This window comes from Polaromonas sp. P4_F4, assembly GCF_056401355.1.
Genome location: NZ_JBFUJO010000039.1, coordinates 16,792 through 29,638 on the forward strand (window position 1 = coordinate 16,792; position 12,847 = coordinate 29,638).

Annotated in this window: 10 protein-coding genes and 1 tRNA gene; 1 reads left to right on the plus strand and 10 read right to left on the minus strand. The window is 60.1% G+C overall.

Features of this window, described 5'->3' with window-relative positions:
* Window positions 1-66: 66 nt before the first annotated feature.
* Both rpoC and rpoB read right to left on the minus strand, forming a co-directional pair.
* Window positions 67-4,293, minus strand: coding sequence for a DNA-directed RNA polymerase subunit beta' (gene rpoC / locus AC1DUR_RS24480; RefSeq protein ID WP_477719231.1), 4,227 nt, complete (start codon window positions 4,291-4,293; stop codon window positions 67-69).
* A gap of 26 nt (window positions 4,294-4,319) precedes the next feature.
* Complete coding sequence (gene rpoB / locus AC1DUR_RS24485; protein WP_477722293.1) at window positions 4,320-8,432, minus strand: DNA-directed RNA polymerase subunit beta; 4,113 nt, start codon at window positions 8,430-8,432, stop codon at window positions 4,320-4,322.
* Between the two features lie 34 nt (window positions 8,433-8,466).
* On the opposite strand from rpoB, the gene AC1DUR_RS24490 reads away from it, so the two are divergent.
* Complete coding sequence (locus AC1DUR_RS24490) at window positions 8,467-8,784, plus strand: hypothetical protein (RefSeq protein WP_477722294.1); 318 nt, start codon at window positions 8,467-8,469, stop codon at window positions 8,782-8,784.
* On the opposite strand, the gene rplL is transcribed toward AC1DUR_RS24490, so the two are convergent.
* The 8 genes from rplL to AC1DUR_RS24530 form a co-directional block, all read right to left on the minus strand.
* Window positions 8,777-9,154: a 50S ribosomal protein L7/L12 gene (gene rplL, locus AC1DUR_RS24495; protein WP_011485319.1), complete on the minus strand. Its 378-nt coding sequence runs from the start codon at window positions 9,152-9,154 to the stop codon at window positions 8,777-8,779. The two genes, AC1DUR_RS24490 and rplL, sit on opposite strands and share 8 nt — an antisense overlap.
* 29 nt (window positions 9,155-9,183) lie before the next feature.
* Window positions 9,184-9,714, minus strand: coding sequence for a 50S ribosomal protein L10 (gene rplJ, locus AC1DUR_RS24500; RefSeq protein ID WP_477719233.1), 531 nt, complete (start codon window positions 9,712-9,714; stop codon window positions 9,184-9,186).
* Window positions 9,715-9,972: 258 nt separating this feature from the next.
* A complete protein-coding gene (rplA, locus tag AC1DUR_RS24505; RefSeq protein ID WP_011485321.1) occupies window positions 9,973-10,668 on the minus strand; it encodes a 50S ribosomal protein L1 in 696 nt (231 codons plus the stop codon).
* The gene (gene rplK / locus AC1DUR_RS24510) at window positions 10,665-11,099 is read right to left on the minus strand and encodes a 50S ribosomal protein L11 (protein WP_011485322.1); all 435 of its coding nucleotides are present in this window, start codon (window positions 11,097-11,099) and stop codon (window positions 10,665-10,667) included. The genes rplA and rplK overlap by 4 nt, the downstream gene beginning before the upstream one ends.
* Window positions 11,100-11,242: 143 nt before the next feature.
* Complete coding sequence (gene nusG, locus AC1DUR_RS24515) at window positions 11,243-11,830, minus strand: transcription termination/antitermination protein NusG (RefSeq protein WP_086003130.1); 588 nt, start codon at window positions 11,828-11,830, stop codon at window positions 11,243-11,245.
* A gap of 8 nt (window positions 11,831-11,838) precedes the next feature.
* Window positions 11,839-12,222, minus strand: coding sequence for a preprotein translocase subunit SecE (secE, locus tag AC1DUR_RS24520; RefSeq protein ID WP_011485324.1), 384 nt, complete (start codon window positions 12,220-12,222; stop codon window positions 11,839-11,841).
* Window positions 12,223-12,359: 137 nt separating this feature from the next.
* Window positions 12,360-12,435, minus strand: a tRNA-Trp gene (locus AC1DUR_RS24525).
* Between the two features lie 19 nt (window positions 12,436-12,454).
* On the minus strand, window positions 12,455-12,847 hold a 393-nt coding region (locus AC1DUR_RS24530; protein ID WP_477722295.1), incomplete at its 5' end, for an EF-Tu C-terminal domain-related protein.

Sequence of the window (12,847 nt, forward strand, 5' to 3'; positions counted from 1 at the left end):
AAAAGCCTCCCACCCCTTGCGAGGTGGGAGGCTTGACGCCCGTCAGGGCATCAGGTGCTGTACAGCTTACTCGGTCGCAGCACTGTCGCCGCCGGCATCGGCAGGTGCCGTGGCCGTCACGGCTTCGAGCTCGGCCGCTTCCGCCTCGGCGATGGCACGGCGCTCGGCGTCGTCCATCAGGTCCTTGGCTTTGCGTGCCTCGTGGTAGGCCATGCCGGTACCCGCAGGAATCAGGCGGCCGACGATCACGTTTTCTTTCAGGCCGCGCAACTCGTCGCGCTTGCCCATGATGGCAGCCTCGGTGAGCACGCGGGTGGTTTCCTGGAAGGAAGCCGCGGAAATGAACGAATCGGTCGACAGCGAGGCCTTGGTGATACCGAGCAGCAGGTTGCTGAAGGTTGCAGGGATCTTGCCCTCGGCGCGCAAGGCGTCGTTGGCATCCAGCATGGCCGAGCGTTCAACCTGCTCACCGGAGATGTAGCTGGAGTCGCCCACATTTTCGACGACCACACGGCGCAGCATCTGACGAACAATCACTTCAATGTGCTTGTCGTTGATCTTCACGCCCTGCAGGCGGTAAACGTCCTGCACTTCATCGACGATGTAGCGGGCCAGCTCTTCCATGCCCAGCAAACGCAGGATGTCTTGCGGGTCGGCCGGGCCGTCGACAATCGACTCACCCTTGTTCACCACCTGGCCTTCGTGCACGAGAATGTTCTTCTCCTTGGGCACGAGGTCTTCCCAGACTTTGCCGTCCGGATCGGTGATCTGCAGGCGAACCTTGCCTTTGGTCTCTTTACCAAACGACACGGTACCGGTCATCTCGGCCAGCGTACCCTTGTCTTTCGGCGTACGGGCTTCGAACAGCTCGGCCACGCGCGGCAGACCGCCGGTAATGTCGCGGGTCTTCTGGCCTTCGATCGGGATACGGGCCAGCACTTCGCCGGGGCCCACGTCCTGGCCGTCGCGCACCTGAACCAGCGCACCGACCTGGAAGCCGATCGTCACCGAGTGGTCGGTGCCGGGGATCTTGACTTCATTGCCCGTGGCATCAATCAGCTTGACCTGCGGACGGATCACCTTGGTCGCGCCGCGGCGCTTCGGATCGATCACCACCAGGGTCGACAGACCCGTCACATCGTCAACCTGCTTGGCCACCGTGACGCCTTCTTCCACATTCTCGAACAGCACCTTGCCGGCGAATTCGGTAATGATGGGGCGCGTCAGCGGATCCCAGTTGGCCAGGATGGCGCCAGCCTTGATGGTCTGGTCGGCCTTGACCGTCAGCGTGGCACCGTACGGCACCTTGTGACGCTCACGCTCGCGGCCATGCTCGTCATGAATGACAATTTCGCCGGAACGGGCAATCACCACCAGTTCACCCTTGCCGTTGGTCACATAACGCATCGGGGCATTGAAACCGATCACGCCGTTGGACTTGGCTTCGACGCTGGAGGCAATCGCCGCACGCGATGCCGCACCACCGATGTGGAAGGTCCGCATCGTCAGCTGCGTGCCGGGCTCACCAATCGACTGGGCGGCGATGATACCGACCGCCTCACCGATGTTAATCAGGCCACCGCGGCCCAGATCGCGGCCGTAGCACTTGGCGCACAGACCGAAGCGGGTTTCGCAGGTCAGGGCCGTGCGTACTTTCACTTCGTCGACGCCGGCCGCTTCGAGTTCGTCGATCAGGTCTTCGTCCAGCATGGCACCGGCTTTAGCCAGGACCGAGCGGTTCTCGGGGTGCAGCACATCTTCCACCGCGGTGCGGCCGAGGATACGCTCGCGCAGCGATTCGATCACCTCACCACCCTCGACGATGGCGCGCATCAGCGAGCCCTCTTGCGTGCCGCAGTCATCTTCGGTCACCACCAGATCCTGCACCACGTCGCACAGGCGGCGCGTCAGGTAACCGGAGTTGGCCGTTTTCAGCGCGGTGTCAGCCAGACCCTTACGGGCACCGTGGGTGGAGATGAAGTACTCCAGCACGTTCAGGCCTTCGCGGAAGTTCGCGGTAATCGGCGTCTCGATGATGGAGCCGTCAGGCTTGGCCATCAGACCCCGCATACCGGCCACCTGGCGAATCTGCGCGGCAGAACCGCGGGCGCCGGAGTCGGCCATCATGTAGATGGAGTTGAAGGATTCCTGCTCGACTTCCTTGCCATTGCGGTCGATGACCTTCTCTTTCGAGAGCTGGGCCATCATGACCTTGGAGACTTCGTCGCCGGATTTGCCCCAGATGTCGACCACCTTGTTGTAGCGCTCGCCGGACGTCACCAGACCCGAGACATACTGCTGCTCGATCTCTTTGACTTCCTTCTGGGCACGCGAAATGATGTCGTGCTTTTCTTTGGGCACCAGCATGTCGTCGATACAGATGGAAATGCCGGCCTTGGTAGCCAGGCGAAAGCCCGACTGCAGCAGCTTGTCGGCAAACACCACCGTCTCTTTCAGGCCGCACTTGCGGAAAGACACGTTGATCAGCTTGGAGATTTCCTTTTTCTTCAACGCCTTGTTGATGTTGGAGAAAGGCAGGCCCTTGGGCAGGATTTCAGACAGCAGCGCACGGCCGCCGGTGGTTTCCCACAGCTTGGTCGACGGGATGAACTCGCCGGTTTCCTTGTTCTTGGTCCATTCGGTCAGGCGCACACTGATGCGGGCGTTCAGGTCGAGCTCGCCCGCGTCAAACGCGCGGCGGACTTCGCCGGTGTCCGAGAACACCAGGCCTTCGCCCTTGCCGTTGGTACGGTCACGCGTCGTGTAGTACAGGCCCAGCACCACGTCCTGCGACGGAACGATGGAAGGCTCGCCGTTGGCAGGGAACAGGATGTTGTTCGAGGCCAGCATCAGCGTGCGGGCTTCCATCTGCGCTTCCACCGACAGCGGCACGTGAACGGCCATCTGGTCACCGTCGAAGTCGGCGTTGAAAGCCGAGCAGACGAGCGGGTGCAGCTGGATGGCCTTGCCTTCGATCAGGATGGGTTCAAAGGCCTGGATACCGAGACGGTGCAGCGTAGGCGCACGGTTCAGCATCACGGGGTGCTCCTTGATGACCTCTTCCAGGATGTCCCACACCACCGGCGTGCCGGATTCGACTTCCTTCTTGGCCGCCTTGATGGTGGTCGCGATGCCCATGGCTTCGAGGCGCGAGAAGATGAACGGCTTGAACAGCTCGAGTGCCATCAGCTTGGGCAAGCCGCACTGGTGCAGCTTGAGCGTCGGGCCCACGGTGATCACGGAACGGCCGGAGTAGTCGACGCGCTTGCCCAGCAAGTTCTGGCGGAAACGGCCCGACTTGCCCTTGATCATGTCGGCCAGCGACTTCAGCGCGCGCTTGTTGGCGCCCGTCATGGCCTTGCCACGGCGGCCGTTGTCCAGCAGCGAGTCGACCGCTTCCTGCAGCATGCGCTTTTCATTGCGGGCAATGATCTCGGGAGCCTTGAGCTCCAGCAGACGGCGCAGACGGCTGTTGCGGTTGATGACGCGGCGGTACAGGTCGTTCAGGTCGGAGGTCGCAAAGCGGCCGCCGTCCAGCGGCACCAGCGGACGCAGGTCTGGCGGCAGCACAGGCAGCACGTCCAGCACCATCCACTCGGGCTTGATGCCGGACTTCTTGAACGCTTCCATCAATTTCAAACGCTTTGCGTTTTTCTTGATTTTGATTTCGGAACCGGTCAGGTCGTTGCGCAGCTTGTCGATCTCGATGTCGAGATCCAGGCCTTCGAGCAGGTCCTTGATGCCTTCGGCGCCCATCTTGGCGACGTATTCATCGCCGTATTCCTTGCGCTTGGCGTCGTAGTCGTCTTCCGACATGATGCTGAATTTCTTCAGCGGGGTCATGCCGGGGTCGGTCACCACGTAGGCTTCAAAGTACAGCACGCGTTCGATGTCGCGCAGCGTCATGTCGAGCACCAGGCCCAGACGCGACGGCAGCGACTTCAGGAACCAGATGTGCGCGCAGGGAGCGGCCAGGTCGATGTGACCCATGCGTTCGCGGCGAACCTTGGTCTGCGTGACTTCAACGCCGCACTTCTCGCAGATGACACCGCGGTGCTTGAGGCGCTTGTACTTGCCGCACAGGCATTCGTAGTCCTTGATGGGGCCAAAGATCTTGGCGCAAAAAAGACCGTCGCGCTCTGGCTTGAAGGTGCGGTAGTTGATGGTTTCAGGCTTCTTGACTTCGCCGAAAGACCACGAACGGATCTTTTCGGGCGAGGCCATGCCGATCTTGATGGCATCGAAATGCTCATCCGGCGTGAATTGCTTGAACAGGTCGAGTAATGATTTCATGAGTTAAATCCTTTTCTTTCCTGTAATTAGCTGCGTTCCAGCTCGATGTCGATACCGAGCGAACGAATCTCCTTGACCAGCACGTTGAACGACTCGGGCATGCCTGCCGTGATCGCGTGCTCGCCCTTGACGATGCTCTCGTACACCTTGGTACGGCCCTGCACGTCGTCGGACTTGACGGTGAGCATTTCCTGCAGCGTGTAGGAAGCGCCATAGGCTTCCAGCGCCCAGACCTCCATCTCGCCGAAACGCTGGCCACCAAACTGCGCCTTGCCGCCCAGCGGCTGCTGGGTAACCAGGGAGTACGGTCCGGTTGAACGTGCGTGCATCTTGTCGTCCACCAGGTGGTGAAGTTTCAGCACGTGCATGTAGCCGACCGTCGTCGTGCGCTCGAACTGGTCGCCCGTGCGCCCGTCATACAACTGAGCCTGGGTACGCGTCGCCGTCAGGCCCTTGGCCTTGGCGATGTCGTCCGGATAGGCCAGCTTCAGCATGGTCATGATGTCCTCTTCCGAGGCACCATCAAACACCGGCGTTGCAAAGGGAACACCCGTTGCCAGGTTGCTCGCCATCTCGAGCACATCGGTATCCGACAGATTGGCCAGGTCCTCGATGCGGCCCGACTTGTTGTACAGGGTGTCCATGAACTTGCGCAGCTCGGCCACCTTGGCTTCGGCTTGCAGCATGTCGCCAATGCGCTGGCCCAGACCCTTGGCGGCCCAGCCCAGATGCACCTCGAGCACCTGACCGACGTTCATGCGCGAAGGCACGCCCAGCGGGTTGAGCACGATGTCGCACGGCGTGCCGTCGGCCATGTAGGGCATGTCTTCGACCGGAACGATCTTGGACACCACGCCCTTGTTGCCGTGGCGGCCGGCCATCTTGTCGCCGGGCTGCAGGCGGCGCTTGACGGCCAGGTAGACCTTGACCATCTTGAGCACGCCGGCCGGCAGTTCGTCGCCCTGCGTGAGCTTCTTGCGCTTCTCTTCGAAAGCCAGGTCGAAGCTGTGGCGCGTCTGCTCCATGGCGTTCTTGATGCTTTCCAGCTGCGAAGCCACTTCGTCGTCCGCCGGGCGGATGTCGAACCAGTGGTACTTCTCGACGTCGGCCAGGTAGGCCTTGTCGATCTTGGTGCCTTTGGCCAGCTTTTTCGGGCCGCCATTGGCGACCTTGCCATTGAGCAGCTTTTCGATGCGGTCGAACGCGTCGGCTTCCACAATGCGCAGCTGGTCGTTCAGGTCCAGACGGAAACGCTTGAGCTCGTCGTCAATGATCTGCTGGGCACGCTTGTCGCGCACAATGCCTTCGCGGGTGAAGACCTGCACGTCGATCACGGTACCCTGCGAGCCCTGGCTCACGCGCAGCGAAGTGTCTTTCACGTCGCTGGCTTTTTCGCCGAAGATGGCGCGCAGCAGTTTTTCTTCCGGCGTCAGCGTGGTCTCGCCTTTTGGCGTGACCTTGCCCACCAGCGTGTCGCCCGGCTGGACTTCAGCGCCGACATAAATAATGCCGGATTCGTCGAGGCGGTTAAGCTGCTGCTCGGACAGGTTCGGGATGTCGCGGGTGATCTCTTCAGAGCCCAGCTTGGTGTCACGCGCCATCACCACGAGTTCTTCGATGTGAATCGAGGTGTAGCGGTCTTCGGCCACCACGCGCTCGGAAATCAGGATCGAATCCTCGAAGTTGTAGCCGTTCCAGGGCATGAACGCCACCAGCATGTTCTGGCCCAGGGCCAGTTCGCCGATGTCCGTCGAGGCACCGTCGGCGATCACGTCGCCCTTGGCCAGCTTGTCGCCGATCTTGACGATCGGGCGCTGATGGATGTTGGTGTTCTGGTTGGAACGCTGGTACTTGATCAGGTTGTAGATGTCCACACCGACTTCGCCAGCGAGGGCTTCCGCATCATTGACACGCACCACGATGCGGGTGGCATCGACGTAATCGACCACACCGCCGCGGTTGGCCGTCACCACGGTGCCGGAGTCCACTGCAGACACGCGCTCAATGCCGGTGCCGACAAAGGCCTTCTCAGGGCGCAGCACAGGCACGGCCTGACGCTGCATGTTGGCGCCCATCAGCGCGCGGTTGGCGTCATCGTGCTCGAGGAAGGGCACGAGCGAGGCAGCCACCGAGACGATCTGCGCGGGCGACACGTCCATGTACTGGATGCGCTCTGCGCCGACCAGCACGGATTCGCCGTTCTCGCGAGCCGACACCAGGTCGCCGGTCAGTGTGCCGGACTCATCGAGCAGGGCATTGGCCTGGGCAATCACGTACTTGCCTTCTTCAATGGCCGACAGGTAGTCGATCTGGTCGGTGATCTTGCTGTCCACCACACGGCGGTACGGTGTTTCGATGAAACCGTATTCGTTGAGGCGGGCATACAGGGCCAGCGAGTTGATCAGGCCGATGTTCGGACCTTCAGGCGTCTCAATCGGGCAGACGCGGCCATAGTGGGTCACGTGCACGTCACGCACTTCGAAGCCGGCACGCTCGCGCGTCAAACCACCGGGGCCAAGGGCCGAAACACGGCGCTTGTGGGTGATCTCGGACAGCGGATTGGTCTGGTCCATGAACTGCGACAGCTGGGACGCACCGAAGAATTCCTTCAGCGCGGCGGAAATCGGCTTGCTGTTGATCAGGTCATGCGGCATCAGCGGCTCTTGCTCCGCCTGGCCCAGACGCTCTTTCACGGCTTTTTCGATACGTGCCAGGCCGGTGCGATACTGGTTTTCCGCGAGTTCGCCGACACAGCGCACACGGCGGTTGCCGAGGTGGTCAATGTCATCGACTTCGCCGTTGCCGTTGCGCAGGTCCACCAGGATCTTGACGACCGCGAGGATGTCCTCGTTGGTCATGACCATGGGGCCGGTGGAGTCGTCACGGCCCACGCGGGCATTGAACTTCATGCGGCCGACCTTGGACAGGTCGTAGGTGTCCGGGTTGTAGAACAGGCGCTGGAACAGGGCCTGCACGGCGTCTTCCGTCGGCGGCTCGCCGGGACGCATCATGCGGTAGATCGCCACGCGGGCCGCAAACTCGTCAGCCGTTTCATCGGCGCGCAGGGTTTGCGAAATGTAGGCGCCCTGGTCGAGTTCGTTGGTGTACAGCACCTGCAGGTCCTGCACGCCGGCCAGGCGCAGTTTTTTCAGCAGCGCTTCGGTCAGCTCGTCGTTGGCCTTGGCGATGATTTCGCCGGTTTCGGCGTCGACGATGTTCTTGGCGACCACACGGCCCACCAGGAAGTCTTCAGGTACGCTGATGGTGGTGGTGCCGCTTTGCTCCAGCTCGCGGGTATGGCGAACCGTAATGCGCTTGTCTTTGGCGACAACGACCTTGCCGCTCTTGTCGGTGATGTCGAAACGGGCCACTTCGCCGCGCATGCGCTCGGCGACAAACTCCATCTGCGCGCCGCTGTCCATCAGGCGGAAGTTGTCGAACACGAAGAAGTTCGCGAGGATGGACTCCGGATTCAGGCCGATGGCCTTGAGCAGGATCGTGACCGGCATCTTGCGGCGGCGGTCGACACGGAAATACAGCACGTCTTTCGGGTCGAACTCGAAGTCGAGCCAGGAGCCGCGGTAAGGAATGATGCGGGCCGAAAACAGCAGCTTGCCCGAGCTGTGGGTCTTGCCCTTGTCGTGCTCGAAGAACACGCCGGGGGAACGGTGCAGCTGGGACACGATCACGCGTTCGGTCCCGTTGATGACGAAAGAACCCTTGTCGGTCATGAGCGGAACTTCGCCCATGTAGACCTCCTGCTCCTTGACTTCCTTGACGACCTTGGACTGCGATGTGGATGACTCGCGGTCATAGATGATCAGCTGGACTTTGGCGCGGACGGCCGAGGCAAAGGTCAATCCACGGGTCTGGCATTCGCGCACGTCGAAGGCGGGCTTGGCCAGGTTGTACTCGATGAACTTCATCTCGACAAAACCGTTATGCGAGACGATGGGGAATGCATTTTCAAACGCTGCCTGCAGACCTTCTACGGTGCGCTTCTGGGGCGCACGATCGGCTTGCAGGAACGCTGTGTACGCGTCTTTCTGCATTTGCAGCAAATAGGGAACAGTCAACACGCTCTCGCGGTTGCCGAAGCTTTTGCGGATGCGTTTGCGTTCGGTATAGGAATAGGCCATGAGTTCTCCGCTTTGATGGGCTCTGGCGACTCTCGTGCCCGAATACACCACGTATTCAGGCAGGCTTGGTGGTTGGCCACTACCAACCATGGCGGACGGTGACGCATTGCACGTCACCCGGACCAAGGCGTTTTCTGCAGTCGGGGTTCAGAAAACACTGGAAAAAAGACTGGGTCAATCTCTTTTCCAGTGCCTCTACGGTCGCACCGAAAAAGGCTTCAGCCTGTTTCAGTGCACCGGGAGCACCGCAAAAACAGCTTTTTTGCTGGCCTTGCGGCGTACTCCTGGAAACACGAAAGGCTGGAAGCCCGATGCGGTCTTCCAGCCTTTGCAAACACAAGCAATTACTTGAGTTCGACTTTCGCGCCAGCGTCTTCGAGCTTCTTCTTGGCGGCGTCTGCGTCGGCCTTGGGTGCGGCTTCCTTGACGTTCTTCGGAGCGCCGTCCACCAGGTCCTTGGCTTCTTTCAGGCCCAGACCGGTGATTTCGCGAACCGCTTTAATCACGGACACCTTGTTGGCGCCAGCTTCGAGCAGCACGACGTTGAACTCGGTCTTCTCTTCAGCAGCAGCAGCGGCACCGCCACCACCAGCAGCAGCGGGAGCGGCCATGGCGGCAGCGCTCACACCAAATTTCTCTTCGATGGCTTTCACCAGGTCGTTGAGTTCGAGGACCGTCATGCTATCCAGCGCGGTCAAAAATGCGTCTTTATCGAATGCCATTTTGATTTCCTAAAAAAGTTGGGTACAAATTACGCTGCTACAGCTTCTGCTGGCGCTGGGGTTTCGGCTTCGCCGCCACCCTTTTTCGCCGCCAGCGCGCCCAGCACAACGGCCGTACGCGAGATGGGCGACATCAGCAAGCCACACAACTGAGCCAGCAACACTTCCTTGGAAGGAATGTTGGCCAGTTGCTTCACGCCGTTCACGTCCAGGGATTTGCCAGCAAATGCACCACCGCGAATCACCAGCTTGTCGTTGGTTTTCGCGAAGTCAGCCACTACTTTCGCAGCAGCTACAGCATCTGTGGAAAAGCCGTAGATCAGCGGTCCGGTCATCTGGTCGGACACGACTTCAAATGCGCTACCTGCCACGGCACGGCGAGCCAGGGTGTTCTTCAGAACACTCAGGTTCACGCCTTTGTCGCGGGCTTGGCTGCGCAGCTTGGTCATGTCAGCGACCGTGATGCCACGGTATTCCGCCATCACGAGCGTTTGAGCTTTAGCGGCGAGGCCAGTCACTTCATCAATGACGGCTTGTTTCTCACTGCGGTTGAGACTCAAGGTCTACTCCTTAAAAATGTGCTTCCGGGTTTCCAGCTTGCGCTGTCGGCCGTTCAGCACGCTCATATTCAGCGACCAACTGTTTCAGATTCTTTTCAAACCATCTGCAGCGGGACCGCCATCTGCGTTGGCTGTCTTTCGATTAAGTGCCGGCCTTACAGCTGACACACCAACGGTCTTGGATGACCTGCCGGAGCCCGAAGACGCCGGCAGCCCACCACATTGAACCGCCCTTGCGGGCCGCTCAAATTTTTGCGATTACGCCGCGATGGTTTGCGTGTCGACGCGAACGCCCACACCCATCGTTGACGAAACCGCGACTTTCTTCAAATACACGCCTTTGCTCGAAGCAGGCTTGGCCTTCTGCAGCGCATCGATCAATGCAGCCAGGTTGCCTTGCAGCTTGGCGGTATCAAATGAACGGCGGCCAATGGTGCCGTGCACGATACCGGCCTTGTCGACACGAAACTGGACCTGGCCGGCTTTCGCGTTTTTCACGGCGGTCGCCACATCCGGCGTCACGGTGCCAACCTTGGGGTTGGGCATCAGGCCGCGCGGGCCCAGGATCTGGCCCAGCGTACCCACGATGCGCATCGCGTCGGGGGAGGCAATCACCACGTCGAAATCCATCTTGCCGGCCTTGATTTCGGCAGCCAGATCATCCATGCCGACGATGTCGGCGCCGGCGGCCTTGGCTTCTTCAGCCTTGGCGCCTTGGGCGAACACGGCAACGCGCTTGGTTTTGCCGGTGCCATTGGGCAGCACGACAGCGCCGCGAACGACCTGGTCGGATTTCTTGGCATCAATGCCGAGCTGCACAGCCACGTCGATGGACTCATCGAACTTGGCGACGGCGAACTCTTTCACGAGACCGATGGCGTCGGACAGGGCGTACAGCTTGTTGCTGTCAATCTTGTCGCCGATGGTTTTCTGGCGTTTGGTCAGCTTGCTCATACAACACCCTCCACCGTCACACCCATGGAGCGGGCGGAACCGGCAATAGTACGGACGGCGGCGTCGAGATCGGCGGCCGTCATGTCTTTCATCTTGGTCTTGGCAATTTCTTCCAGCTGGGCGCGGGTGATCTTGCCAACTTTCGCGGTGTGCGGTGTGGCAGAGCCCTTGTCGAGCTTGATGGCTTTCTTGATCAGCGTGACAGCCGGAGGCGTCTTGATGATGAAGGTGAAGCTCTTGTCTGCATACGCGGTGATCACCACGGGCAATGGCAGGCCCGGCTCAACACCCTGGGTCTGGGCATTGAATGCCTTGCAGAATTCCATGATGTTCAAGCCGCGCTGACCCAGTGCCGGGCCAATCGGGGGGGACGGATTGGCCTTGCCAGCTGGTACTTGCAGCTTGACGAAGCCGACGATTTTTTTCGCCATACTTTTCTCCTTGCGGGTCATAACGCCCGGACACTGTTAAAAACAGGCCCAGGCTCCCCGGGGGTTACACAACTCAATCAAGGTTCCGAAGAACCCTCCGCGCCGAGTTGCAAAGCGCAGGATTTCTAGACGCCGACCGAAAGTTACGTCTTTTCGATCTGGCTGAATTCCAGCTCAACCGGTGTGGCACGACCGAAAATCGTGACCGACACACGCACCTTGTTCTTGTCGTAGTTGACTTCTTCCACCGTGCCATTGAAGTCGGTGAACGGGCCATCCTTGACGCGGACATATTCGCCCGTTTCAAATTCAACCTTGTGGCGCGGCTTCTCGGTGCCGACCTGCATCTGGCTGACGATCTTCTGGACGTCTTCCTCGGAAATCGGGGCCGGGCGGTTCTTGGCGCCGCCGACAAAACCGGTGACCTTGTTGGTGTGCTTCACCAGGTGCCAGGTTTCGTCATCCATGACCATTTCGACCAGCACATAGCCCGGAAAGAAGCGGCGCTCTGTTGTTTTCTTCTGGCCGTTCTTGATCTCGACCACTTCTTCAGTGGGCACCAGGAAACGGCCGAACTTGGCCTGCATGCCGGCGCGATTGATACGCTCCAGAATGTTGCGCTCGACCGCCTTTTCCATACCGGAATAGGCATGCACGACATACCACTGCATGCCGGGGGTCGGCGTGAGGGACGTACCCGCCGCCACTTCGCTGACTACCGTGCCGTTCATATCGCTCATCATCTTTTCCATCCCAGGATCAGGTCGTAAAACACCCATTCGAGCGTTTTGTCGGTCAACCACAAAAACAACGCCATCACCACCACGAAGCCAAACACGTAGGCCGTCATCTGAATAGCCTCCTTGCGGGCCGGCCAGACGACTTTTTTGACTTCGCGCCAGGAATCACGCCCAAAGGCCACAAACTGCTTGCCGGGCTCAGAGGTCAGAAACACCACTACAGCCGCAACCAGACCCGCGACCAGAGCACCCCACTGGGCGACCTGACCCTGCTTGCTCAACAGGTAAAAACCCGCCAGCGACGCCAGCACCAGGGCGACGGCCAAGCCCAGCTTGGCTTTGTCGGCGGTGGTGCTAACGGTTTCAACTTGAGAAGAGGCCATGGTTGCCGGATTTCCTGTTCAATCTTCATGCGTCTTTGCAGACGCTTAAGCCCACCGGGAGTTTTTGACTCCTGGCGGGCCTTGTTTGCTATCTTTTCAAACCACCTGCAGCTTCACATCTCTACGCATCAGCCGGGTGGCAGGGGCAGTAGGAATCGAACCTACAACCTTCGGTTTTGGAGACCGACGCTCTGCCAATTGAGCTATACCCCTCCATCAAACCTTCAAAAACTCAGGCAATGATCTTGGCCACAACGCCGGCGCCAACGGTCTTGCCGCCTTCGCGGATGGCAAAGCGCAGGCCTTCTTCCATGGCGATCGGGTTGATCAGCTTGACGGTGATCGACACGTTGTCGCCTGGCATGACCATTTCCTTGCCTTCTGGCAACTCGATCGCGCCCGTCACGTCCGTCGTGCGGAAGTAGAACTGGGGACGGTAGTTGTTGAAGAAGGGCGTGTGGCGGCCGCCTTCGTCCTTGCTCAGCACGTAGATCTCGCCGGTGAAGTGCGTGTGTGGCTTGATCGAGCCGGGCTTGCACAGCACCTGGCCGCGCTGCACGTCTTCGCGCTTGGTGCCGCGCAGCAAAATACCGACGTTGTCGCCGGCCTGGCCCTGGTCGAGCAG